Below are 23616 nucleotides of genomic sequence, written 5' to 3'. Positions count from 1 at the left end.
TCCTATCTCGACCTCATGCCGATGGAGCCACCCCCCGATCTCGCCAGCCTGTCCCTGCCCGATATTGCGCGCCTGCTGAACGAGAAGCGCCTGCCGCCGGTGGAGCAATGGAATCCCGATCATTGCGGCGACAGCGACATGCGCATCGCCCGCGACGGCACATGGTTCCATCAGGGTTCTCCCATCGGCCGCGAAGCCATGGTTCGGCTCTTCTCGACCATCCTGCGCCGCGAATCCGATGGCAGCTACGTCCTCGTCACACCGGTGGAAAAACTCTCCATCGCGGTGGAGGACGCTCCCTTCATCGCCGTCGAGCTCAAGACCCAGGGCGAAGGCCGGGGCCGCAGCATGGCCTTTCGGCTCAATACCGGCGATCTGGTCGCCGCCGGTCCCGACAACAGGCTCACCCTGCGCGAAACGCCCGACGGTCCGCATCCCTATCTCCATGTTCGCGGCGGTCTGGACGCGCTCATCGCGCGCAGTGTCTATTATGAACTGATGAACCTCGCGCTTGATGAAAATGCCGACACTATCGGCCTGTGGAGCGACGGCGCTTTCTTCGCGCTGGACGGGTCGGCATGACCCTGGCGGAGCGGTTGCGCGCCGCCTTGCGGGAAGGGCATGAACGCGAGGTCGGCCTGGAATTGTCGGACACCCGCGACCCGCGCATCGACGGCGATATCGTGCTGGCGCCCGCCGCCGTCCTGATTGCGATCACCGACCGTCCCGAACCCGGCCTCATCCTCACCCAGCGCTCCGCGAAGCTGCGCCAACATGCCGGGCAGATCGCATTCCCCGGCGGTCGCGTCGATGTCAGCGATCCCAATGAAATCGCCGGCGCACTGCGCGAAGCGCAAGAGGAAATCGGCCTGGCCCCAAATCTGGTCGACATCATCGGCACCTCCGACCGTTATCATACCTTCACTGGCTTCGATGTGGTCCCCGTGCTGGGCGTGATCCCGCCTGACCTGCCCCTCATCCCGCAGGAAACGGAGGTGGCGGAACTGTTCGAACTGCCCCTCTCCTTCGCCCTTAACCCCGCCAACAGGATCAGGAAAAAGATAGAATTTCAGGGTATTGAAAGGCATTATTACGAAATTATGTGGGAAGGGCGCCGCATCTGGGGTATCACTGCGGCCATCCTCGCCAATCTCTCGCGGAGGCTCGGCCATGACCGCTCTGCTGCCTGACGCCGACTGGCGCCATCGTCCCGGCCTCGACGCCCTGCTGGGCGCACTGGGCGCTGCCCAGGGCCATGCCCGCTTCGTCGGTGGCGCCGTGCGCGACAGCATGCTCGGACTTGCCGTCAGCGACCTCGACATCGCGACCGACCTGCCTCCGCAAACCGTCCTCAATCGGCTCCAGGACGCGGGGATCAAGGCTATTCCGACGGGCATCGACCATGGCACGATTACGGCCGTCATCCATGGCTGGCCGGTCGAAATCACCACCCTGCGGCGGGACGTCAGCACCGATGGCCGCCGTGCGACCGTCGCCTATACCAGTGAATGGCGAGAGGATGCAGCCCGGCGCGATTTCACCATCAACGCCCTCTATGCCGACCCGATTACCGGGGACATCACCGATTTCTTCGACGGCGTCACCGACCTCAAGGCGCATCGCGTCCGTTTCATCGGCGATCCCGGCGCGCGTATTGCGGAGGATCATCTCCGCATCCTGCGCTATTTCCGCTTCCTCGCCCGCTTCGGCCAAGACGCACCGGACCCGCAAGCCTATGACGCCTGCCGCGCCGCCGCCAACAGCCTGATGGCGCTGTCGCGCGAACGGATCGCCGACGAATTGCTCAAACTCCTGTCCGTCGCGGCCCCCTTGCCTGCGCTGCGGCTCATGGTCGATGGCGGCATTTTGCGGCCGGTCATCCCCGAAATCGACCAAAGCGGGCTGGATCGCCTGGCTGTTCTACTCGCTCGTGAAAGCGCTTCCGCCACCCCCCTTTCAGCTTTGCGCCGGCTCGCTTCCCTGTTGCCACCCGACCCGCGCACCGCCGATCCGGTGGGCGCCCGGCTCAAACTCTCCAACAAAGCCCGCAAACGTTTGACGAGCGCGCTCGAAGGCCCGGTTGCCGCGATCCCGCCGCGCGCCCTTGCCTTCACCATCGGGGTTGAAAGCGCCATCGACCGTATCCTGCTCGACCCAACGGCGCCACTGGACGGTATCGCCATGCTGGAGGGCTGGACCCCACCCCGCCTGCCGCTGGGCGGCGGCGCGCTCATCGCGCGCGGCCTTCAGCCGGGCCCGGACGTGGCAAGGGCGCTGGCCCAAATACAGGAAATATGGGTGGCGGAGGGCTTCCCGAACGAAGCCCGCGTCGCCGCCATCGCGGATCAGACCGTCTCGAAATTCCACCGCGCACGCCAATAGTCGAAGGCATCGGATTCAGCCATCGGCGGCGCGAAATAATAGCCCTGCCCCTGCCAGCAGCCCAGATTCTGTAGGGCATGGGCAAGTTCCTGCGTCTCGATCCCTTCGGCCGTGACGTGCAGGCCCAGCGATTCGGCCAGCGACAGGATGGTGCGGACCATGATTTCCTTGTCCCGGTCCTCCAGCATCGAACCGACGAAACTGCGGTCGATCTTCAGAATGTCGATCGGCAGGCTGTGCAGGCTGGCAAGGTTCGAATAGCCGGTGCCGAAATCGTCCATGGCGATCGGCATGTCCAGGTCCTTGAGCGCAAAAAGCAGCTTCCGTGCCTTTTCCGGGTCAGCAACGATGGCGCTTTCGGTCAATTCCGCCGTCAACCGGTTGCCCGAAATGCCCGAATAACGCAGCGCCTCCTCAAACATGGAGGCAACGTCGTCGCGCGCCATTTGAATGGGCGACAGATTCACATTGATGCCCACCGGCAGCGGCTGGCCAAATTTCGCGTCCCACCGGCTGAGCGCCTGCGCGGCTTCATAGGCCGCCCAGCGCCCCAGTTGCGTGATGAGGCCGCTTTCCTCCGCGACGGGGATGAATTCGACCGGCGACACATGCCCCAGTTCGGCATCCTTCCATCGCGCCAGCGCTTCAAATCCGGTGATCTCGCCCGTCTGCAAATGGATCAGCGGCTGGAAGGCCAGATTCAGTTCACCCTGCGCCAACGCGTCCCGCAAGCGGCTTTCCACGCTGAAGCGCCGTTGTGCCTCCTTGAGCACGCCATTGCGATAGATTTCGACCTTGCCGCTGCGCTTGGCGATCTTCACCGCCGCCTGCGCCTTGCGGACAATATCCTCAGGCTCGTCGGAAAGGCTGATCGACAGCGCGCAGCCGATCGCGCAATCCACCCGGATTTGCAGATCACTCAGCCGGATCGGATAGCTGAGCGCATCCCTGATTCGCTGAATGATATGAAGAGCGTCAGACAAGCCATTGTTCAAACGTGCAAAAATGGCAAAATCATTGCCGCCGATGCGCGCCAGGACGTCGCCCTGCCGCAGGCTGGACTTCAGCCTCTTGGCCACGGTGATCAACAGTTCATCGCCTGCCATCGGGCCGAGCGACTCGTTGACCCGGCTGAACCGGCTGAGGTCGATGGCGATGATGCCGAACTGGGCGTTTTCGGGCCAGGGCGTGTTGGCCAGCCGGTCATCGATTTCCTCGCCGAAACCGGTGCGATTGGGCAAGGCGGTCAGGCCATCCGACAGCAATTCCCGCCGCAGATTCTTCTCGATGGTCCGATCGCTGGTCCGGTCCAGCGCCGTGAACAGAAACAGATTGGGCTGCCCTTCGGCTTCGGGCAACCGCCCCACGGCACAGGAAAAATATTCTGGCCCCAATATTCCGTCACGCCGGAGTTCGAAACTTTCGGAGGCCTTGTCCGACCGGGCGCATCGCAGAATTCGCTTGCGCCATTCCGATGCATGCGGGCGCTTCCTGCTCTCATCGTCCAGGTTGAAATGCTGCCTGAAAGAATCGTTAACAGCAACTATCGATAATGTATTGTTTTTAAATGAAAAAGCCGCCGCCGCATGCGGCAGCGCATCCAGCCAGTCGCGTATCGCGATGCCGTGCGACAGATGCGCGTCATCGGCCCCCGCAGGAAGCTCGATCTTCGGCATATCTTCGGGCCGATTGCGCATCGACATGGATTCCATAGGGTCCGGGGATAGAACCCATCGGTAAATTTTCGGGAAACGACATTCCCGATTTCATCATCATAATAGCGGAAAAACCACTTGTCAGAAACGGTTATCGCGCGGGAAGCCCGTGGGCGGCATCCGGCCGGCCGCTCCGCGCGCCACGCGCCATGGCGTCATATCCGCTTCCGTCCGCGTCCGCCCGGTTTCGCCGCCCATGGTCCAGCTTAGCCCATCGGAAAGGCGGAAGGCGATGGCGTCGGACAAGCCGCCATCGCGATAACGCTGCATCTGCACGCCCTGTCCGCGGGTCATGCGCGGCATTTCGATCAACGAAAAGACCAGTAGCTTACGGTTCTCGCCCACCACCGCAACGCTGTCCGCTTCCGGCGCGATGGGATGGACGACGGAAAGCTTCGCGCCGGTCCGCACATTGACCACCTGCTTGCCCTTGCGCGTTTCGGCGATCACATCGGCCATCGCCGCAACGAAACCCCGACCGTCCGAAGCCGCCAGCAACAGTTCGCCATCCATCCGCGCGGGCATCAGGGCGATGATATGACCAGTCCCGTCCATATCGACCAGCGACCGCACCGGATCGCCGAAACCACGCCCGCCCGGCAACTTGTCCGCGCCGAGCGTGAAGATACGCCCCGTTTCCGTCGCCAGCAGCAGCTTGTCGGTCGTCTGCGCGTGGAAGGCGATCATCGGACCGTCGCCTTCCTTGAACTTCAGCGTGTCGGCCGAAGCCAGATCGCGATGCCCGCTCATCGCCCTGATCCAGCCGCGTTCGGACAGGATCACGGTGATCGGTTCCTTCTCGATCATCGCCTCAAGCGGGATTTCGCGGGCCGGGGCCGCTTCCTCGACCAGGGTGCGCCGCTTCCCGAAATCGCTGTCGGGCGAATAACGCTTGCGCAGATCGGCCAGGTCTTTCTTCAACCGCGTCCGCTGCCGCGCCGGGCTTTCAACCAGCTTGGTCAGTTCGTCGCGTTCCTTCAGCAGTTCCGAATGCTCGCGTCGCAGTTCCATTTCCTCCAGCTTGCGCAGACTGCGCAGCCGCATGTTCAAGATCGCCTCCGCCTGCCGGTCGGTGAGGCTGAACTCCGCCATCATCACCTCTTTCGGTTCATCCTCGGTACGGATGATCTCGATCACCCGATCGAGGTTGAGATAGGCGATGATATAGCCGTCGAGCAGTTCCACCCGCGCCGCGATCTTCTCCAGCCGGTGCTGCGCGCGCTTCACCAGCACGTCGATCTGATGCTTCAGCCATTCGATCAGCACGGGCTTGAGGCCCAGCACCCGCGGCGTGCGCGTGGCATCCAGCACGTTCAGGTTCAGCGGAAAGCGATTCTCCAGGTCAGTCAGCCGGAACAGGCTGTCCATCAGCACATCCGGGTCCACAGTCCGGGCGCGCGGTTCGATGACGATACGGATCTGCTCGTCACTCTCGTCCCGCACATCGGCCAGGATCGGCAGTTTCTTGTCGTTGATGAGCACGGCGATCTGCTCGATCAGCTTGGACTTCTGCACCTGGAAGGGAATTTGCGTGACCACTGCAACCCACGTACCGCGCCCGCCATCCTCCTTGTGCCAGCGCGCGCGCGTTCGAAACGATCCGCGCCCCGTGACATAAGCCTCTGAAATAATGGAAGCACTGTCGACCAGAACGCCGCCGGTCGGGAAGTCCGGCCCGCGCACGATCTGCATCAGATCGGCATGTTCGGCATCGGGGTTGTCGATCAGCAAGCTGGCGGCATCGATCAACTCGGAAACATTGTGCGGCGGAATGCTGGTCGCCATGCCGACCGCGATGCCGCTGGCGCCATTGGCGAGCAGATTGGGGAAAAGGCCGGGGAAAACCTCCGGCTCCTGATCTTCGCCATTATAGGTTGGACGGAATTCGACGGTGCCTTCGTCCAACCCCGCCATCAGGTCGGCCGCCGCCTGCGTCAGCCGCGCTTCGGTATAGCGCATGGCCGCCGCATTATCGCCGTCGATATTGCCGAAATTGCCCTGCCCGTCGACCAGCGGGGTGCGCAGCGAGAAATCCTGCGCCAGACGCACCATCGCATCATAGACGGAGGTATCGCCATGCGGGTGATATTTACCGATGACGTCACCCACGACGCGGGCGCATTTCTTGTAGGAGGTGGTGTTGCGCGCCGGATTGGCGACCAGCACATCGGGCGAAGCGCCGCCCGGCTCCATCCGCAGCAGCCGCATCGCCCAGAGCAGCCGCCGATGCACCGGCTTCAACCCGTCGCGCAGGTCCGGCAGCGAACGGGCGGTGATCGTGGAAAGCGCATAGACGAGATAGCGTTGTGACAGCGCATCGTCGAACGGGTGATCCTTGATAGCGTCAAACGGGTCGCGAAAATCAGTCATCGGGATCGGAATAGCAGCGCCGCGACAAAACGGAAACGAAGTTTAGCGCGGCAGATACCGCCCTTCCGGGTCCGCGGCGATCTCGCGCGCGAACTCCGCGCCGATCCAGTCGCGAAAGGCCTTCACCTTGGGCGTATTGCGGGCATGGGACGGATAGACCAGCCAATAGCTCGCCCGTTCCCGTACATAGGAAGGCACCGCCTCCACCAGCAGTCCAGCTTCGACCTCCGCCTTCCACAGGAACAGGTTGACGATGGCGACGCCCTGTCCCGCCATGGCGGCGCGTCCTTCCATCACCTGAGAATCCAGCGCGATCCCCGGAGGCAGCGCCCTGCCGTCCGCATTCACATCGACCCCGGCGAACCATTCATGCCACCACATGTCGTCAGGCGACAGGCGCGGCATGGCGTGCAACGCCCGCGCATCGGCAATCGGCCCATTCTTCGCCAGCCAGCCGGGACTGCACAGTGGCGCCAGCCGATTATGGGTCAACAGCTTCGCCTCCACGCCCGGCCATGTCCCCTCTCCGCCCCGTATCGCGACATCCACCCCGTCGCGGGCGAAATCCACAACCCGGTTCGTCGCATCGATCCGCACCGCCAGCCCCGGCTGCACCATCTGGAAAGCCCCGATGCGCGGCGCCAGCCAGAGATGCGCGAAACTGATCGAGCAGCTTATCGTCAGCACCGTCGAATGATCCTGCGTCAGCGCGGCGAACCCTTGCCGCATCTGGTCGAAGGCGCGGGTGAGGATGGGGGCGATCTCCCGCCCCTTGTCGGTTAGCGCCACCTTTCGCCCCGCCCGCTGAAACAGGCTGATCCCCAGCCGCTCCTCCAGCACCTTCACCTGATAGCTGACCGCCGCCTGAGTCATCCCCAATTCCTGCGCCGCAGCGGTGAAATTCTCCAGCCGCGCCGCAGCCTCGAACACGCGGACGGCGGAAAGCGGCGGAAGCTGACTCATCTTTTACTAATAAGTCAGCCTTATATATCCCGTCCACTCTTTTGTTGGCGGCCGTTACGGAAACCGGCGATAAGCAAGCCAGCGAAACAAAAGCATTTCGCCATTCCCTCATGGAAAAGGATCACGTCATGCGCTTGTCCGACGACGCCCGGCTGTGCCCTCACGGCCATGAAAACCGCCCCTTCCTGAAGCAGCTTTTCGCGACCTTCATGCAGCCCTTCCGCACGTTGCACCGTATCGCCTGGTCGGCGCCATGGAGCACCCAGGAACGATGAAACCACTCAAAAATCAGGAGAACCGCCCAACGGGACTTGCACATTCCGCGTCAGACGCCACCTTGCGCGCGTGTCCGAATCCCATCTTTCCCCTCTTCCCGATTTACCCGCTCCGCCGCCCGCGCTGCTGAACGGGGCCGCGCTGTTCCTCGATTTCGACGGCACGCTCGCTCCCATTGCGGATACGCCGGACGGCGTGGTGATCGACGATGCGCTGCTGGCCCTGCTCGCCCGCCTGCGGGATCGGTTGCATGGCCGCCTGGCCATCGTCAGCGGACGGTCGGTCGCCACCCTGCGCGATTTCGGCTTCGGTCCGTTTCTGCTGGCGGGCACCCACGGTCTGGAATTCGCCATGCCGGGGAGCGCGGTCGATGCCCCCGCCCGCCTGCCCGCCATCGATGAGGCGGAGGCCGCCTTTCACGACTTTGCCGCCGGCAAGCCGGGCCTGCTGGTCGAGCGCAAGACGATCAGCGTCGGGCTGCATTTTCGGGGTGCCCCGCAATGGGGCCGGGAGGCCGGGATGCTTGCCGAACGACTGGCGGATCGTTTCGGTCTCGCCCTGCAACCCGGAAAGATGCTCTACGAACTGCGGCCCGGCGGCGCCGACAAGGGCAGCGCCCTTCGCGCCCTGATGCAAAAGCCCCCCATGGCTGGCGGAAAACCGCTCTTCATTGGCGATGACGTGACCGACGAGGAAGGCTTCGCCGCGGCGCGCGAAATGGGGGGCTCAGGCATTCTCGTCGGCGCGCCCCGGCGGACGCTCGCCGCATTCTCCTTGGAACAGGTTGCCGCCGTCAGGCATTATCTTGCTCAGGGGATCGCTGGCATCGACTGAATCCGATGATCCGGCGCCCCTGTCGTGCATGAACAAGGGGGGCGGACCGATAGCCACGCAAAAAAAAGACAATCCAGGCCATGCCGAGCGGACGCTCGATCCAGGCCATGTCGAGCGGACGCTCGATCCAGGCGATGCCGAGCGGACGCTCGATCTTTGGCCCATCGGCAATTGCCAGGCATCCGCGCTGATCGACCGCGCCGGCCGCATGGTGTGGGCGTGCGTGCCCCGGGTGGACGGCGACCCTGTATTTTCCGCCCTGCTAGACGACGAGGCATGGGATACGCCGGAGGCGCGCGGTTTCTGGGCAATCGAACTGGAAAACTGCATCAAGTTCGAGCAGCATTATATCCGTAACACGCCGATCCTCGTTACCCGCCAGACCGACGCGCAGGGCAATGCCATCGAAGTTTACGATTTCTGCCCACGCCACAAGCATCAAGGCCGCATGTACCGCCCGGTCGCCTTCGCGCGCGTCGTGCGGCCCATGGCGGGCAGCCCGCGCATCCGCGTAAGGCTGCGCCCGACCACCAGCTGGCATTCGGAAAAAGTGCCGATCAGCTATGGCTCCAACCATATCCGGCTGGTGCTGTCCTATATGGCGATGCGCGTTTCGACCAACGCGCCCATCGGCCTGATTTCCCAGGAAAGCTGGTTCCGCCTGGAACATGACATGCATTTCTTCATGGGACCCGATGAGAGCTTTTCCGACGCCCTGCGTCCCGCCGTCGAGCGGATGCTGGACGATACGATCCTGGAATGGAAGATGTGGGTGCGCGGCCTTGCCATCCCTGCCGAATGGCAGGAGGCGGTCATCCGCTCCGCGATCACGCTCAAGCTCTGCCAGCATGAGGAAACCGGCGCGATCGTCGCCGCGCTGACCACCAGTATTCCCGAACATGCCGATAGCGGGCGCAACTGGGATTATCGCTACTGCTGGATCAGGGACGCCTATTATACGGTCGAGGCGCTGAACCGGCTCGGCGCGCTGGATGTGCTGGAAAGCTATCTCGTCTATCTGCGCAATATCGTGGACGGCGCGCGGGGCGGGCATATCCAGCCGCTGTACGACGTGCGCGGCAATGCCACGCTGCAGGAACGGGAGGCCGCCTGCCTTCCGGGCTATCGCGGCATGGGGCCGGTGCGCGTGGGCAATGCCGCCTATTCGCAAATCCAGCATGACGCCTATGGCCAGATCGTCCTTTCCTCCGTTCAGGGCTTCATCGACCAGCGCCTGCTGCGCATGGCCGGCATGCCCGATTTCGAGGCGCTGGAGGCCGTGGGCGAACGCGCCTGGCAGGTTTATGACCAGCCCGACGCGGGTCTGTGGGAGCTGCGCACCCGCGCCCATGTGCACAGCTATAGCGCGGTCATGTGCTGGGCGGCATGCGACCGGCTGTCCCATGCAGCCGTCGCGGTGGGCTTGCCGGAGCGAGAAGCCCATTGGCGCGAACGGGCGGAAGTCATGAAGGCCCGCATCCTACAATCGGCCTGGCGTTCCGACAGCAACGCGATCTCTGCCAATTTCGAAGACGATGCGCGCGACGCCTCGCTGCTTCAACTGCTCGACCTGCGTTTCCTGACCGCCGACAATCCGATGTTCGTCGGCACGCTGAAGGCGCTGGAAAAGGATTTGCGGCGCGGCAACGACATGCTCCGCTACAGCGCTCCGGACGATTTCGGAGAGCCGGTCACCGCCTTCAACGTCTGCACCTTCTGGCTGATCGAGGCGCTGCACCGCACCGGCCGCGCCGAGGAAGCCCGCACTTTGTTCGAGGAGATGCTTTCCCGCCGCACCTCCGCGGGCCTTCTTTCGGAGGATATCGATCCCGTCAGCGGGGAATTGTGGGGCAACTATCCCCAAACCTACTCATTGGTCGGCATCATCAACTGCGCCGTGCTCTTGAGCAAACCGTGGAGCGTGATGCGATGAGGTGCCTGCGATGAGCCGACTTATAGTCATTTCCAACAGGGTCAGTCGCCCGGGCAAGAACGGCAATCAGGGCGGTCTTGCGGTCGCCCTGTCCCAAGCCCTGCGCGAAAGCCGGGGCATCTGGTTCGGCTGGTCCGGGGAAGTCACCGAAAATTTCACGGGACAGATCGGTTTTGCGGAGGATGAAGGCGTCAAGACCGCGACCATCGACCTCGAAGAACAGGATGTCGACGAATATTATAATGGCTATGCCAACAAGACGCTCTGGCCGCTGTTCCACTTCCGCATCGACCTTGCCGAATATGAGCGCGATTTCGAGGGCGGCTACAACCGCGTCAACCAGCGTTTCGCGGACACCACCAGCCCCCTGATAGAACCGGAAGACGTCATCTGGGTTCAGGACTATCACATGATCCCGCTCGGCCAGATGCTGCGCGACCGCGGCCATGAAAACCGCATGGGCTTCTTCCTGCATATCCCCTGGCCGCCCACGCGCCTGTTGGTTTCGCTGCCCCACCATACCAAGCTCGTCCAGACGTTGTTCGCTTATGACGTCGTGGGCTTCCATACGGAAGAATGGCTGGAATCCTTCCGCCATTATATCGAACGCGAAATGAACGGCACGGTCGACGGCGATTATGTGACGCTGGGCAACCGGACCATCCAGGCCATCGCCTGCCCGATCGGCATCAATGCGCAGGAATTCGCCCAGGCCGCCGTCAGCGAACCCGCCAAGGATATGTACGAAAAGGTCCGCCGATCCTTGCAGGACCGTGCGATGATCGTGGGGGTCGACCGGCTCGATTATAGCAAGGGCCTGGAGGAGCGGTTCAACGGCTATGCGCGTTTCCTGAAGGACCGTCCCGAACAGCATCGCAATGTCGTGCTGACCCAGATCGCCCCACCGTCGCGCGGGGAGGTGGAGAGCTATCAGCATATCCGCGCGACGCTGGATGCCATAGCCGGACGGATCAACGGCGAATATAGCGATGTCGACTGGACCCCGATCCGCTATGTCAATCAGGGCTATCCACGCGACAAGCTGGCCGGGATTTACCGAGCCGCGCGGATCGGGCTGGTGACACCGCTGCGCGACGGCATGAATTTGGTGGCCAAGGAATATGTCGCGGCACAGGATCCCGAAAATCCGGGCGTTCTTGTCCTATCGCGCTTTGCGGGAGCTGCGACGCAACTCAAGGAAGCGCTGCTTATCAATCCCTACAGCCCCGAAGAAATGTCCGACGCCATCAACCGCGCCCTGTCCATGCCGCTCGATGAACGCAAACGCCGCTGGCGCGCGATGATGGACTGCGTCGAAGCGCAGGACATCAGCTGGTGGCGGAAAAACTTCACCGCGCGATTGATGGCCGTCGAACGCAATGGCGCGGAGAAGACGGAAATCGAAACCGCCTGACGGGTCGCTCGCCAAAACCCATCCATTTGCACCCCTGCCCCTTTTGGTCTAAGGGCCAGCCCAAGCAGCCCCGGCACCCGCTGATCCTTTCCGATTCGCGTTTGCCGGGGCACATTTCTTTTTTGGGAAGACAGGAAGCGCGCATGGCCCGTCGCCGCCAGATCTACGAAGGCAAGGCAAAGATCCTTTACGAAGGCCCCGAGCCGGGCACGATCATCCAATATTTCAAGGATGACGCCACTGCCTTCAACGCCCAGAAGAAGGGCACGATTTCCGGCAAGGGCGTGCTCAACAACCGGATTTCCGAGCATATCTTCACCCTGCTCGGCCAGATCGGCGTGCCGACCCACTTCATCCGCCGCCTCAACATGCGCGAGCAACTCGTCCGCCAGGTCGAGATCGTGCCGATCGAGGTCGTCGTGCGCAACGTCGCCGCAGGATCGCTCAGCAAGAAGCTGGGGATCGAGGAAGGCACGCAACTTCCCCGCACGCTGATTGAATATTGCTACAAGGACGACGCGCTGGGCGACCCGCTGGTGTCCGAAGAGCATATCGCCTGCTTCGGCTGGGCGACGCAGGAAGAGATGCACGACATCGCCGACATGGCGATCCGCATCAACGATTTCATGTGCGGCCTGTTCGCGGGCATCGGTATCCGCCTGATCGACTTCAAGCTGGAATTCGGCCGTTTGTGGGATGGCGAATACAGCCGCATCATCCTGGCCGACGAAATCAGCCCGGACGGCTGCCGTCTGTGGGACATGGCCACCGGCGAGAAGCTGGACAAGGACCGTTTCCGCCGCGACCTGGGCGGCGAAGTCGAAGCCTATCAGGAAGTCGCGCGTCGCCTGGGCCTGCTGCCCGAGGGTGCGGACACGACCGTCCTCGACCTGGACACCCACCGCAAGAAGCGCGGCAAGGACTGATCCGGCGGGATGCGCTGCTCAGGCGAGCAGCGCATCCGCCATCAGCTTGATTCCCAACAGCACCATCAGGACATAGATCAGCGCGTAAAAACGCGCGGGATCGACCCGGCGCACCAGCACCACTCCCGCGAAGGTCGCGGCCACCGCCACCGGCACCAGCATCGCCGTCGCCAGCAGATTGGCCCGCGTGAATTGCCCCAGCGCAGCATAAGCGGGCACCTTCATCCAGTTCATCACCGCAAAGGCAATCGCCGTCGTTCCCACCAGAACGTCGCGGGGCAGGCGCTTGGGCAGCACCCACATCTGGAAGGGCGGCGATCCCGCATGGGCGATCTGGCTGGTAAAGCCACTGGCCACGCCAAACAGCACGCCAACCCAATTGGGCGAGGTGGACGGCAGCACGATCTGCCCACCGCGCTCGACCCAGAGCCGTTGCAGGCCGAACAGCGTCGAAATCAGCCCGAGCACGCCCAACACCGCCGTTTCCGGCACCTGCGCCGCAAAGAAATAGCCGATGGCAACCCCCATCGCCATGCCCGGCAGCATCACGGCCAGGACATGCCGGTCCCAACTATGCCGGAACGCCCATACGCTCACGGCATCCTGAAGGATGAGGATCGGCAACATGATCGCCGCGCCCCGCACCGGATCGACGCCCAGCGCCATGATCGGCATGGCGAGCGCGCCGACGCCCGCAAAGCCGCCCTTGGCGAGACCGGACAGGATGACGGCGATAATGGCGCAAAAATAATAAAGATATTCCGGGTTCATGACGCCCGCCTAAAGCATGGGCGGCGCAAAGGGGAGCGGCTTTTGCCGGTCGGCCATGGGAAGGACGACCACCGCGAAAAGCATAATGCCTTGCCTGAGCGCGCGCACGGGACTAGGGGGTGCGCCAAAGGCAAGTTTACGGAGTTTCCTGCCCCATGAAAGCCCGCATCTTCGTCACCCTCAAGGGCGGTGTCCTCGACCCGCAGGGCAAGGCGATCCACCACGCGCTCGACGGCCTTGGCTTTGGCGGCGTCAATGACGTGCGCGCGGGCAAGCTGATCGAGCTCGACCTCGCCGACGGTACCAGCGATGAGGATATCGACGCCATGTGCCGCAAGCTGCTGGCAAACACGGTGATCGAAAACTACCGCATCGAAAAGGTGGCCTGAGCCATGAAGAGCGCCGTCATCGTCTTCCCCGGCAGCAATTGCGACCGCGACCTCGCCGTGGCGTTCGAGGCGGCGACCGGCGCGAAGCCCGCCATGATCTGGCACCGCGACACGGAACTGCCCGACGATCTCGACCTGATCGGCGTGCCGGGCGGCTTTTCCTACGGCGACTATCTGCGCTCCGGCGCGATGGCAGCCCGTTCCCCCGTGATGCAGGCCGTGGCGAAGGCGGCCGACCGGGGTGCCTATGTGCTGGGCATTTGCAACGGCTTCCAGGTGCTGACCGAAACCGGCCTGCTGCCCGGCGCGCTGCTGCGCAACGCGGGTGGGCACTTCGTCTGCCGCGACGTCGCGCTGACGGTCGAGAACGCGCAGAGCGCCTTCACCAGCCGCTATGATGCCGGTGAGTCGATCAGCTTCCCGGTGGCGCACCATGACGGCAATTATTTCGCCGACGCCGAAACGCTGGACCGTCTGGAAGGCGAAGGCCGCGTGGCGCTGCGCTATGCGGAAAGCGTCAACGGTTCGGCGCGGAACATTGCGGGCATCCTCAACGAGGCCGGCAATGTGCTGGGCATGATGCCGCATCCCGAGCGGGTGATCGAGGCAGCCCATGGCACGACCGATGGTCGGCGGCTGTTCGAGGGGCTGGTCGAAGGGCTGATGGCCCGCGCCTGAGCCGCCGGATCGCCCGATGGATGCGGGCGACAGAACTGACAGGATTGACAGGATTGAGGGTCGGGAACAGCGGTTCTCGACCCTTTCCTTATGGGAGTAAGGTCAAAGAATGGGAGTGCAGTGCAGCGCTCAGATGCGATCAAAACCCATCGCGCAAGGCCCCCTGTCCTATCCGCCCCGGTGATAGTCATATTCGAACGCCCTGCCCTGCTGCTTGGTCAGGATGGCGCCGATGATCGCGCCTCCAGCGCGGCGCAGGCGATCCACGGCGACGCGCAGCCCACCATGATGGTTGCGGCCCCATTCGACCACCAGCAGCGTCACCTGCGCCTTCGCGGCAAGCAATGACGCGTCCGACAGGCCGAGAATGGGCGGCGCGTCGATCAGCACCGTGTCATAGCGTTCGCGCACCGTCGCCAGCAGCGAATCCATGGCCGGAGTGACGAGCAGTTCCGCCGGATTGGGTGGAATCGCGCCGCAGGGGAGCAGGGAGATGCCCGGCACGCCGCTTTCGACGATCGCCTCGTCGATCTTCGCCTGGCCGGTCATCAATTCGCTGATCCCTCGGCTGGGCGCGACGCCGAACAGGCTGTGCTGTTTGGGCCGCCGCATATCCGCGTCGATCACCAACACCCGCTTTTCGAGTTTTGCCAGTGCTTTCGCCAGCGCATACAGGGTGGAGGACTTCCCCTCGCCTTCCTGCGCGCTGGTGACAAGGATCGAGCGCGGCAGGCCCGCCGCCGATCCGAGCAGCAGCGAGGAGGCCATGGGCGCGAAAATCTCCGCCGCCGGTTTCTCCCCCGCAGGGACTGCGCCCAGCAACGGCAGGTTCACCCGCTCCGCCAGCGTATCGGCGGACGTCACCGCATCGTCGAAAATATGCCGCCCGGCCACGGCCATCAGCCCCAGCACCAATCCGCCCAGCGAGGCCAGCAGCATGGTGACGCCGATATTGGGCGAGGAAGGACGCGATGGCACCGCCGCCCGGTCGAGCGGCTGGATGCGCCCGGCCTGGAAGCCGGCCTGCGACGCCATGTCGCGATAGCGCTGGAGCAGGCTGTCATGCAGCAGGCGGTAGGTATCGACCTGCCGCTCCAATATGCTCATCTGCACGCCGCGCCCACGCTCGGTCTGGGCCTGTCGCTCGACCTTGGCGATTTCCGACTGGATCTGCTTTTCGCCATGGACGGCGACGTCATATTGTTCCTTGAGCGAGGCGCGGATCGTGCCCGCCATCGCCGTCGCCTGATCGTCCAGCGCCGCCAGCCGGGCACGGGCCTCGCGCATTTCGGGATGGGCATCCTTGCGGAACTGCCGTTCCTGCACGACCTGCGCGCGGGCCTGCGCCCGGTCCGTCATAATCTGCTGCATCGCGCCGTTGTTCAGCACTTCGGGCAGGGTTTCCACGCTGGACATGCGCGCGCTTTCCCAGCGTTTCTGCGCGGCGATCCGATCCGCGGTCGCTTGGGCACGGAAAGCGTTGAGCTGGGCAAGACGGGTGACGGTACTCCCTTCGGGCGGCGCATCAGCACCGTCGCCTTCCTTCGTTTCGGAGGGGACCATCGCCCCGGCATTGGCCGCATAGACGGCCAGATCGCGTTCCGCCCGCTCCAGATCCTTGCGCGCGCCGTCCAACTCTCCCAGCAAGAAACGCCGCGCCTGCACACCGGATTCGAAGCCCCTCTTCAGATCGGCGCGAATCAGGCTGTCGGCATAGCTGTTGGCCACCCGCGCCGAAAGCACCGGATTGGCGCTGGTGAAACCGATGCGGATGACCCGCGATTTGCCGGGCAGTTCGACCTTCAGATTGTCGCGCAGCAGGCCGACGACCTTCTCCGTTTCGACCTGTCGCTGGCTGAGCGAGCCGGAGCCGCGATCGGGCCGCCTAACGTTCATGCCGTCGAAGAAAGTCCGGCTGCCGACCAGCGCCAGTTCGCGCGCCACATCCTCCGCCAGGGCGCGGCTGCGCAGCACTTCCAGTTCCGTCTGCATCATCGCTTCATTGTCGGTCGGCGTGACCTGCCTCTGCGCGGTGGGGGCGCCCGCGGCACCGGCAGGCACATCCTCCACCTCGACCGAGGCCGTCGCTCGATAATCCGGGGTCGACAGCAGGATGAATACCACCCCCGCCAGCAGGCAGAGCGCCATGGTGGCGAACAGGATGATGCGATGCCGCCGGATCGCCACCCAAGCCGCGCTGGTCCCTGCGGCAAAGCGCGCGGCGCGCCCTTCCATCGTCATGGCGGCGCTGTCGGCGTCGATCAGAAGGCCCGGACCCGCCATTACCGTCCTCCGTCCAGCGCGATGAAGCCCACGCCCACCGCCGGAATCGCCAGCAACGCCCCGCCCAATATCGCCTTCGCCCGCGACAGGCCGACGATCACGGTGTCGCCGGGCAGGATTTCCGGATCGGGCGCCTCCCCCTTGCGGATGGCGGAAAGGTCGAACATCGCCGCCTTGCGCTGGCCATCGGCCTGCCGCACCACGACGATCTGGCCCAGGCTGGCGAGCCGTGACGGCCCCTTGGCAAGAGCGACCGCCTGAAGCAGGCCCATGCGTCCGTCGATGGGGAAGAGGCCGGGTTCGCGCACCTCGCCGTCCACAGTGATGCGACGGCCGGCTGCCTTCTTCACGAACACCGTCACCTGCGGCGAGACGAGATAGCGCTCCCCCAATCGCCCGGCGATGACGTCCGACGCCTCGCTGGCGGAAAGCCCGGCGACCGACACGTCCCCGATCAGCGGCATGCGGACCATGCCCGCCGCCGTCACCTGCGCGTCCTCCAGCGACAGGTCAGGCTCATGATAAACCTGGATGCGCAGCACGTCGTCGGAAGAGATGCGGTAATCCATGCCAACGGCTGGGGCTGGCGGTATGGCGGCATAGGCCGCCTCCCCCTTGGGCGCATCCTCCACGGTCGAACAGGCACCGAGCAGCGCGCAGGCCATTATCGCGGCCAATGTCGGGCTCTTGCTGTCAATCGGCCGGTTCATGCCGTTAAAATCCCCGCACTTTTCAGGCGGCACGCGAAAAGCCTGCCGTTCGGGCCGGGGTTAACGGCGTGGAAAGGCGATGGCAACCTGTAGGGCATGGGCCTGCCCCTTCACATGGCCCATCACAGGACCCGTCACAGGGCGATGCGGGCCTGATCCGGGACGATGCGACGCGGTTGATCGGGCCAGACACCACGAGTGTCGTAGACCGCCTTGCCGAAACGCTCGTCCACCGGAACCGATTTGAACATATCATGATCGACAAGAATGACGAACACGCCACATTGTTCCAGAGCCGTATCGAGATCGATCAGTTCCGCACCGGTTCCGGCAAACTCCATCGGCAGGTCATGGGCGTAGGGTTCGACCAGTTTGACCCGGCGGCCATAGCGCTTCGCGAGGCGGGCTGCGACCTTCACAGCCGGGCTTTCGCGGAAGTCGTCGATATTCGCCTTGAAGGCGAGGCCGAGGCAAGCGATCTCCTCGCCCGGAAATTCGTCGATGAGGTCGGACGCCTTGGCGACGACATGGTCGGTCTTGCCGTCATTGACTTCGCGGGCCGTGCGGATGAGTCGGCTGTTTTCCGGGTCGCCATGGACGATGAACCAGGGGTCGACCGCGATGCAATGGCCGCCCACGCCGGGGCCGGGTTGCAGGATATTCACGCGCGGGTGACGGTTGGCGAGGCGAATGACTTCCCAGACATCGATGTCCATGCGCTCGGCAATGACGCTCAGTTCGTTGGCGAAGGCGATGTTGACGTCGCGGAAGCTGTTTTCGACCAGCTTCACCATTTCCGCCGCGCGGGCGCTGGTGGTGATGCAGGCGCCGCGCACGAACTGGCGGTAGAAGCCCAGCGCCTTGCGGGCGCAGCGCGGCGTGATACCGCCGATGCAGCGGTCATTGTCGATCAGTTCGACCAATATCCGGCCGGGAAGGACGCGTTCCGGACAATAGGCGATGGCGATGTCGCCCGCAGTCCCCTGCCCCGGCATTTTGAGGTCCGGACGCAGTTCGGCAAAGAGGTCGCGCATGGCTTCGGTGGTGCCTACCGGGGAGGTGGATTCAAGGATCACCGTATCGCCGGCCTTCAATACCTCCGCAACGGTGCGGGCGGCCTTCAGGACATAGCCGATGTCGGGCGCGCGATCCTCCGCCACCGGAGTCGGGACGGCGATGATGAACACGTCGCTCGGTTCGACATGCAGGCTGGCACGCAGATTACCGCGCGAAACCACGCCCTGCACCAGGCCGTCGAGATCCACTTCCTCGATATGGACGCGGCCCGAATTGACCGTGTCCACCACATGGGCGCTGACGTCGACGCCCACCACCTGCGCCCCGCCACGGGCGATGAGCGCGGCGGTCGGCAGGCCGATATAGCCAAGGCCGATGACGGAAACCTTCTGCTGGAGCTTGTCGAGAGGCATGGGCCATCCTGGAAAGTCGATGATTTCGATCGGTTTCTGACTGGAAATGCTGAAAATTTCGGTAACGGCCGGGATCAGGCGGCCTCGTGCCAATCCTTTTGCGTTCTGGCGCTGGCGGCGATGACATCCGCGATCCGCTCCGCCGCATGGCCGTCGCCAAAGGGGTTATGGGCGCGGGACATGGCGGTGTAGGCGGCCTCGTCGTCGAGCAACTCGAACACGGAGCGCACGATGGCGGCGCGGTCGGTGCCGACCAGCTTTGCCGTTCCCGCCAAAACGCCTTCGGGTCGCTCGGTCGTCTCGCGCATGACAAGAACCGGCTTGCCGAGCGAGGGCGCTTCCTCCTGCACGCCGCCGCTGTCGGTGAGAACAAGATGGCTGAGATCGAGCAATCGGACGAAATGGGGATAGTCCAGCGGCTCGATCATCGCGACATTGGGCTTATCCGCCAGCACCGCGTCCATCACCGGGCGGACATTGGGATTGGGGTGGACAGGGAAGATCACCGCCACATCCGGGCGGCTCGCGATCTCGGCGATGGCGCGAGCGATGGCTTCCATGCCGCCGCCGAAATTCTCGCGGCGGTGGCTGGTGACGGCGACAATGCGCTTGCCCTCGAATCGCCGGGCGAGATTGTCGAGACCGGCGGCAAGAGCAGGCTCGGCCAGCACGCGCCGCCGCGTCGCCAGCAGGGCGTCGATGACGGTATTGCCGGTGACATGGACGCTCCCCGGCGCGCGATTTTCGGCCAGCAGGGCGTTGGCAGCGCCCTCAGTCGGGGCAAAGTTCATGTCGGCGATGCAGGCGACGACGCGGCGGTTCACCTCCTCGGGCCAGGGATGGTGAATATCGCCGCTGCGCAGACCCGCCTCGACATGGGCGACCGGAATCTTGCGGTAATAGGCGGCCAGGCTGGCGACCATGGTGGTCAGCGTGTCGCCATGCACCACCACGCGGTCGGGCCTTTCCGCGTCGAAGGCATGCCCCAGTTCGACGATCAGCTTCGCGGTGAGGCCGTCCAGCGTCTGGTTGGGCGTCATCACGTCCAGGTCGATGTCGGGCACGATGCCGGCAATCTCCAGCACCTGATCCAGCAGGCCGCGATGCTGCGCGGTCACGATCACGCGCGTCTCCACATTGTCCCGTGCCCGCAGCGCATGGATTACGGGAAACAGCTTGATCGCCTCCGGGCGCGTCCCGAACACCAGAGCAACCTTCATCATTTCCCCTTCGCAAGCCGCCATTCCGGATAAGCCCCTGACAGAAAATGGTAACCATCCTCTGAACAGGGGTACTCCAGACGCGTGCTTTCGCAGGCGCAGCGACCTGTGCTAGAGGCCGGACACCATCTACCCCACAATAAAGGGCTGAGTTATTTTATGAAGATCACGATGATCGGCACGGGCTATGTCGGGCTGGTGTCAGGCGCCTGCTTCGCCGATTTCGGCCATGATGTGGTGTGCGTGGACAAGGATGCGGGCAAGATTGCCGCGATCGAATCCGGACGGATGCCGATCTTTGAACCCGGCCTCGACCATCTCGTCGGCAGCAACGCCTCGGCCGGGCGACTGACCTTCACCACCGATCTGGCGCAGGGCGTGAAGGGCGCGGATGCGATCTTCATCGCTGTCGGCACGCCGTCCCGCCGGGGCGACGGCCATGCGGACCTGAGCTATGTCTATGCTGCCGCGAAGGAAATCGCGGAATCGCTGGACGGCCCCACCGTCATCGTCACCAAATCCACCGTGCCTGTCGGCACCGGCGATGAAGTGGAACGCATCGTCAGGGACGTTCGCCCCGATCTCGACATCGAAGTCGTGTCCAACCCCGAATTCCTGCGCGAGGGTGCGGCCATCAGCGATTTCAAGCGGCCCGATCGCGTCGTGGTCGGTACCACCGGCAGCGAGCGGGCCATTGCTGTGATGGGGCAGATCTATCGCCCGCTGAACCTCAATCAGGCACCTTTGATGTTCACGGGACGGCGCACGGCGGAACTGATCAAATATGCCGCCAACGCCTTCCTGGCGACCAAGATCACCTTCATCAACGAAATGGCGGACCTGTGCGAAGCGGTCGGCGCCGAAGTGCAGGACGTGTCGCGCGGCATCGGCCTGGACAATCGCATCGGGTCGAAATTCCTGCATGCCGGACCGGGTTATGGCGGCTCCTGCTTCCCGAAGGACACGCTGGCGCTGGTCAAGACCGGGCAGGATTATGAAGCGCCGATCCGCATCGTCGAAACCGTGGTGCAGGTGAACGACCTGCGCAAGCGGGCTATGGGGCGCAAGATCGTGAAGGCGCTGGGCGGCGACGCGCGGGGCCGGACGGTCGCGCTGCTGGGCCTTACCTTCAAGCCCAATACCGACGACATGCGCGACGCGCCCAGCCTGGCCATCGTCCAGGCGCTGGAGGATGCGGGCGCGAAGATCGTCGCCTATGACCCCGAAGGCATGGAGGTCGCCGCGCCGATGATGGCGGGCGTGACCATGGCGAAGGACGCCTATGACGCAGCGCGGGCCGCCGATGCGCTGGTGCTGGTGACGGAATGGGATGCGTTCCGGGCGCTGGACCTGAAGCGGCTGGCCGTCTCGATGAACAAGCCGGTGCTGATCGACCTGCGCAACATCTATCCCCGCGCGGAGGTCGAGGCGGCGGGCTTCTCGCTCACCCGCGTCGGCAGCGCGGGCGTCGAGGCCTGATGCTGTTGAAACCATCGGAAGGGCGCGATCACCGCGCCCTTCCCCGGTTGCATTATTGGGCGATCGCGGCTGTCGCCTTGTTCGCGCTGACGCAGATCGTGCCGGTTATCGCGGGATTGACCTGATCACGCCTTCAGCTTCCACCCGCGCTTGAGCAGCGTGTAGCACAGCAGGCCAAGAGCGATATTCAGCGCCAGCAGCACCAGACTGCCCACCACGACATCCCCATCGGCCGCCGCGACGAAACCGTAGCGGAAGCCCGAAATCGCGTAGAAGAAGGGGTTGGCATGGCTGATCGCGCGGAACGCGGGCGCAAGCCGGTCGATGGAATAGAAGGTCCCGGACAGCAAGGTCATCGGCCCGATCACGAAATTGGTGATGGCGGCGGCATGGTCGAATTTTTCCGCCCAGATGGAGGTTAGCACGCCGATAAAGGCCGTCAGCCCCGCGCCCATCAATCCAAACCACAGGATGGCCCAGGGATGCGCCGGCGTCACATGCACGCCCGGCCACAGCGCCATCGCGCCCCACAACGCCAGCCCGACGCAGAAGGCCCGCGTGACAGCCGCGCCGACCAGCGCCAGCAGCAATTCGCTGACCGACAGCGGCGGCATCAGATAATCGATCAGCGTCCCCTGCATCTTGCCCGCCAGCAGGGAAAAGCTGCTGTTCGCGAAGGCATTGTTCATCATGCCCATGATCATCAGGCCCGGCGCGATGAAATCGGCGAAGGGCACGCCCAGCACCTGCTTGTTCGCGCCGCCCAGCGCGAGGGTGAAGATCACCAGGAACATCAGGGTCGTGACCGCGGGCGCCCAGATGGTCTGAAGCTGCACTTTCATGAACCGCCGCACTTCCTTGCGGTAGAGCGCGCGAGTCCCGGCCCAGTTCACATTGCGGATGACCATCTCGCCCGGCTCATGGAAGGGCGGGTGCTGCGAGGCGGAGGCCGCATTGGGGGATTGGGCAATTTTGGACTGGTTGTTCATGGGCAGATCGACTATCGGCTCATCTGATGTGCCGCAAGGGCGTTGTGCGCAGATTTGAACCTGCGCGGGCGCCCCCCATATAGGGCGCGAATGCAAAGATTTTGAGGAGTCATTCATTGTCCTGGACCGACGAGCGTATCGACCAGCTCAAGGCAATGTGGGAAAAGGGCCTGACCGCCAGCCAGATCGCGGACGAACTGGGCGGGGTCAGCCGTAATGCGGTGATCGGCAAGGCGCATCGCCTGGGCCTGCAATCGCGTCCTTCCCCGGTAAAAGCCAACGAAGCGCCCAAGAAGGCCGCGCCGCCCGTGCGCAAGCCTGCCCCCGAGGCGGAAGCGCCCAAGCCAGCGGCGCCCGTGCATCCTGCCGCGCCCGCTCCGGTTCGGTCCGCGCCCCCCGTCGCGCCCGCGCCGGCTCCGATCGCGGCAACCCCGGAAACGGAAGCCCCCGCGCCGAAGCCGCGCATCATCTCCGTCGGTCCCGGTGGCTTTCTGCGCCAGGGTCCCGGCGACCAGCAGGCGCCGATCCCGCCTGCCCCGCCGCGCCGTCTGGTGCCCGCCAAGCCCAGCCCGGAAATCGCCGGCAAGACGTCGCTGCTGGACCTGACCGAGCGCATCTGCAAATGGCCGATGGGCCATCCGGGCGAACCGGACTTCCATTTCTGCGGCGAAGCGGTGAACCCCGGCTTCCCCTATTGCGTCGAACATTGCGGCCGCGCCTATCAGGCGCAGCTTCCGCGCGGCACCCGCCGCCCGCCGCCGCCGCTGCCCTTTGGCGGGCCGCGCGTTCGCTGACCAAGAGCATCGTGCGGAAAGGTGGAAACCGCTTTTCCGCATAAAGGATGCGACAACAAA

At 64.1% G+C, this 23616-nt stretch carries 22 protein-coding genes; 13 read left to right on the top strand and 9 right to left on the bottom strand.

Annotated elements, in window-relative coordinates; genetic code table 11:
• The first annotated feature begins 15 nt into the window (after positions 1–15).
• From F7P65_RS10725 to F7P65_RS10715, 3 genes are read left to right on the top strand one after another with little or no spacing between them, the layout of a single operon-like run.
• Positions 16–582, top strand: a complete 567-nt coding sequence (locus F7P65_RS10725; RefSeq protein WP_150291745.1) for a DUF1285 domain-containing protein — start codon at positions 16–18, stop codon at positions 580–582.
• On the top strand, positions 579–1190 hold the full coding sequence (locus F7P65_RS10720) for a CoA pyrophosphatase (RefSeq protein ID WP_150291744.1): 612 nt from the start codon (positions 579–581) through the stop codon (positions 1188–1190). The genes F7P65_RS10725 and F7P65_RS10720 overlap by 4 nt, the downstream gene beginning before the upstream one ends.
• Positions 1171–2382: a CCA tRNA nucleotidyltransferase gene (locus F7P65_RS10715; RefSeq protein ID WP_150291743.1), complete on the top strand. Its 1212-nt coding sequence runs from the start codon at positions 1171–1173 to the stop codon at positions 2380–2382. Before F7P65_RS10720 ends, F7P65_RS10715 begins: the two co-directional genes overlap by 20 nt.
• Here the strand turns inward: F7P65_RS10715 and F7P65_RS10710 are convergent.
• The 3 genes from F7P65_RS10710 to F7P65_RS10700 form a co-directional block, all read right to left on the bottom strand.
• Entirely contained in the window at positions 2346–4058 is a 1713-nt protein-coding gene (locus tag F7P65_RS10710) for a putative bifunctional diguanylate cyclase/phosphodiesterase (protein ID WP_420853316.1), read from the bottom strand. The two genes, F7P65_RS10715 and F7P65_RS10710, sit on opposite strands and share 37 nt — an antisense overlap.
• Positions 4059–4178: 120 nt before the next feature.
• Complete coding sequence (parC, locus tag F7P65_RS10705; protein ID WP_150291741.1) at positions 4179–6467, bottom strand: DNA topoisomerase IV subunit A; 2289 nt, start codon at positions 6465–6467, stop codon at positions 4179–4181.
• Positions 6468–6509: 42 nt separating this feature from the next.
• Positions 6510–7430: a LysR substrate-binding domain-containing protein gene (locus F7P65_RS10700; RefSeq protein WP_150291740.1), complete on the bottom strand. Its 921-nt coding sequence runs from the start codon at positions 7428–7430 to the stop codon at positions 6510–6512.
• Positions 7431–7558: 128 nt separating this feature from the next.
• Between F7P65_RS10700 and F7P65_RS22010 the strand changes: the two genes are divergently transcribed.
• The 5 genes from F7P65_RS22010 (at position 7559) to purC (ending at position 12813) form a co-directional block, all read left to right on the top strand.
• Positions 7559–7705, top strand: a complete 147-nt coding sequence (locus tag F7P65_RS22010) for a hypothetical protein (protein ID WP_162854597.1) — start codon at positions 7559–7561, stop codon at positions 7703–7705.
• 70 nt (positions 7706–7775) lie between these two features.
• Positions 7776–8540, top strand: a complete 765-nt coding sequence (gene otsB / locus F7P65_RS10695) for a trehalose-phosphatase (RefSeq protein WP_150291739.1) — start codon at positions 7776–7778, stop codon at positions 8538–8540.
• 28 nt (positions 8541–8568) lie between these two features.
• Entirely contained in the window at positions 8569–10473 is a 1905-nt protein-coding gene (locus F7P65_RS10690) for a glycoside hydrolase family 15 protein (protein ID WP_275897557.1), read from the top strand.
• Between the two features lie 10 nt (positions 10474–10483).
• Positions 10484–11887, top strand: coding sequence for an alpha,alpha-trehalose-phosphate synthase (UDP-forming) (gene otsA / locus F7P65_RS10685; RefSeq protein WP_150291738.1), 1404 nt, complete (start codon positions 10484–10486; stop codon positions 11885–11887).
• A gap of 143 nt (positions 11888–12030) precedes the next feature.
• On the top strand, positions 12031–12813 hold the full coding sequence (purC, locus tag F7P65_RS10680) for a phosphoribosylaminoimidazolesuccinocarboxamide synthase (protein ID WP_150291737.1): 783 nt from the start codon (positions 12031–12033) through the stop codon (positions 12811–12813).
• A gap of 18 nt (positions 12814–12831) precedes the next feature.
• Here the strand turns inward: purC and F7P65_RS10675 are convergent, their stop codons facing one another.
• Positions 12832–13584, bottom strand: a complete 753-nt coding sequence (locus F7P65_RS10675) for a sulfite exporter TauE/SafE family protein (protein WP_150291736.1) — start codon at positions 13582–13584, stop codon at positions 12832–12834.
• 155 nt (positions 13585–13739) lie between these two features.
• Here F7P65_RS10675 and purS point away from each other — a divergent pair, with 155 nt between their 5' ends.
• Both purS and purQ read left to right on the top strand, forming a co-directional pair.
• Positions 13740–13973 (top strand): phosphoribosylformylglycinamidine synthase subunit PurS, encoded by a 234-nt coding sequence (purS, locus tag F7P65_RS10670; protein ID WP_150291735.1) that lies wholly within the window; start codon positions 13740–13742, stop codon positions 13971–13973.
• A 3-nt stretch (positions 13974–13976) separates the two neighbouring features.
• Complete coding sequence (gene purQ / locus F7P65_RS10665) at positions 13977–14651, top strand: phosphoribosylformylglycinamidine synthase subunit PurQ (protein ID WP_150291734.1); 675 nt, start codon at positions 13977–13979, stop codon at positions 14649–14651.
• 168 nt (positions 14652–14819) lie between these two features.
• Here purQ and F7P65_RS10660 read toward each other — a convergent pair whose 3' ends face one another.
• From F7P65_RS10660 to wecB, 4 genes are all read right to left on the bottom strand, one after another.
• On the bottom strand, positions 14820–16934 hold the full coding sequence (locus F7P65_RS10660) for a GumC family protein (RefSeq protein WP_150291733.1): 2115 nt from the start codon (positions 16932–16934) through the stop codon (positions 14820–14822).
• On the bottom strand, positions 16934–17644 hold the full coding sequence (locus F7P65_RS10655) for a polysaccharide biosynthesis/export family protein (RefSeq protein WP_150291732.1): 711 nt from the start codon (positions 17642–17644) through the stop codon (positions 16934–16936). Before F7P65_RS10655 ends, F7P65_RS10660 begins: the two co-directional genes overlap by 1 nt.
• 134 nt (positions 17645–17778) lie before the next feature.
• Entirely contained in the window at positions 17779–19074 is a 1296-nt protein-coding gene (gene wecC / locus F7P65_RS10650; protein WP_150291731.1) for a UDP-N-acetyl-D-mannosamine dehydrogenase, read from the bottom strand.
• 74 nt (positions 19075–19148) lie between these two features.
• Positions 19149–20294 carry a non-hydrolyzing UDP-N-acetylglucosamine 2-epimerase gene (gene wecB, locus F7P65_RS10645; RefSeq protein ID WP_150291840.1) on the bottom strand — a complete coding sequence of 382 codons (1146 nt, stop codon included), beginning with the start codon at positions 20292–20294 and terminating at the stop codon, positions 19149–19151.
• A 159-nt stretch (positions 20295–20453) separates the two neighbouring features.
• On the opposite strand from wecB, the gene F7P65_RS10640 reads away from it, so the two are divergent.
• Together F7P65_RS10640 and F7P65_RS22500 are read left to right on the top strand one after the other, a co-directional pair.
• A complete protein-coding gene (locus tag F7P65_RS10640; protein WP_150291730.1) occupies positions 20454–21773 on the top strand; it encodes a UDP-glucose dehydrogenase family protein in 1320 nt (439 codons plus the stop codon).
• Positions 21773–21898: a hypothetical protein gene (locus tag F7P65_RS22500; RefSeq protein ID WP_275897556.1), complete on the top strand. Its 126-nt coding sequence runs from the start codon at positions 21773–21775 to the stop codon at positions 21896–21898. The genes F7P65_RS10640 and F7P65_RS22500 overlap by 1 nt, the downstream gene beginning before the upstream one ends.
• On the opposite strand, the gene F7P65_RS10635 is transcribed toward F7P65_RS22500, so the two are convergent.
• Positions 21899–22762: an ABC transporter permease gene (locus F7P65_RS10635; protein ID WP_150291729.1), complete on the bottom strand. Its 864-nt coding sequence runs from the start codon at positions 22760–22762 to the stop codon at positions 21899–21901.
• 116 nt (positions 22763–22878) lie between these two features.
• Between F7P65_RS10635 and F7P65_RS10630 the strand changes: the two genes are divergently transcribed.
• Positions 22879–23556, top strand: a complete 678-nt coding sequence (locus F7P65_RS10630; RefSeq protein ID WP_150291728.1) for a GcrA family cell cycle regulator — start codon at positions 22879–22881, stop codon at positions 23554–23556.
• Positions 23557–23616 lie beyond the last annotated feature (60 nt).

It is taken from the genome of Sphingobium estronivorans (assembly GCF_008692605.1).
GTDB lineage: Bacteria > Pseudomonadota > Alphaproteobacteria > Sphingomonadales > Sphingomonadaceae > Sphingobium > Sphingobium estronivorans.
This window is presented reverse-complemented; position numbering and strand designations above follow the sequence as displayed.

Excerpts from the sequence above, each read along its gene's own strand:
- F7P65_RS10660 (WP_150291733.1), bottom strand. The coding sequence starts at position 16,934 with ATGGCGGGTCCGGGCCTTCTGATCGACGCCGACAGCGCCGCCATGACG.
- F7P65_RS10690 (WP_275897557.1), top strand. The coding sequence starts at position 8,569 with ATGAACAAGGGGGGCGGACCGATAGCCACGCAAAAAAAAGACAATCCA.
- F7P65_RS10725 (WP_150291745.1), top strand. The coding sequence starts at position 16 with ATGCCGATGGAGCCACCCCCCGATCTCGCCAGCCTGTCCCTGCCCGAT.
- otsA (WP_150291738.1), top strand. The coding sequence starts at position 10,484 with ATGAGCCGACTTATAGTCATTTCCAACAGGGTCAGTCGCCCGGGCAAG.
- F7P65_RS10635 (WP_150291729.1), bottom strand. The coding sequence starts at position 22,762 with ATGAACAACCAGTCCAAAATTGCCCAATCCCCCAATGCGGCCTCCGCC.
- parC (WP_150291741.1), bottom strand. The coding sequence starts at position 6,467 with ATGACTGATTTTCGCGACCCGTTTGACGCTATCAAGGATCACCCGTTC.
- purQ (WP_150291734.1), top strand. The coding sequence starts at position 13,977 with ATGAAGAGCGCCGTCATCGTCTTCCCCGGCAGCAATTGCGACCGCGAC.
- F7P65_RS10655 (WP_150291732.1), bottom strand. The coding sequence starts at position 17,644 with ATGAACCGGCCGATTGACAGCAAGAGCCCGACATTGGCCGCGATAATG.
- purS (WP_150291735.1), top strand. The coding sequence starts at position 13,740 with ATGAAAGCCCGCATCTTCGTCACCCTCAAGGGCGGTGTCCTCGACCCG.
- F7P65_RS10720 (WP_150291744.1), top strand. The coding sequence starts at position 579 with ATGACCCTGGCGGAGCGGTTGCGCGCCGCCTTGCGGGAAGGGCATGAA.
- F7P65_RS10715 (WP_150291743.1), top strand. The coding sequence starts at position 1,171 with ATGACCGCTCTGCTGCCTGACGCCGACTGGCGCCATCGTCCCGGCCTC.
- wecC (WP_150291731.1), bottom strand. The coding sequence starts at position 19,074 with ATGCCTCTCGACAAGCTCCAGCAGAAGGTTTCCGTCATCGGCCTTGGC.
- purC (WP_150291737.1), top strand. The coding sequence starts at position 12,031 with ATGGCCCGTCGCCGCCAGATCTACGAAGGCAAGGCAAAGATCCTTTAC.
- F7P65_RS22500 (WP_275897556.1), top strand. The coding sequence starts at position 21,773 with ATGCTGTTGAAACCATCGGAAGGGCGCGATCACCGCGCCCTTCCCCGG.
- F7P65_RS22010 (WP_162854597.1), top strand. The coding sequence starts at position 7,559 with ATGCGCTTGTCCGACGACGCCCGGCTGTGCCCTCACGGCCATGAAAAC.
- wecB (WP_150291840.1), bottom strand. The coding sequence starts at position 20,294 with ATGAAGGTTGCTCTGGTGTTCGGGACGCGCCCGGAGGCGATCAAGCTG.
- F7P65_RS10710 (WP_420853316.1), bottom strand. The coding sequence starts at position 4,058 with ATGCCGAAGATCGAGCTTCCTGCGGGGGCCGATGACGCGCATCTGTCG.
- F7P65_RS10640 (WP_150291730.1), top strand. The coding sequence starts at position 20,454 with ATGAAGATCACGATGATCGGCACGGGCTATGTCGGGCTGGTGTCAGGC.
- F7P65_RS10700 (WP_150291740.1), bottom strand. The coding sequence starts at position 7,430 with ATGAGTCAGCTTCCGCCGCTTTCCGCCGTCCGCGTGTTCGAGGCTGCG.
- F7P65_RS10675 (WP_150291736.1), bottom strand. The coding sequence starts at position 13,584 with ATGAACCCGGAATATCTTTATTATTTTTGCGCCATTATCGCCGTCATC.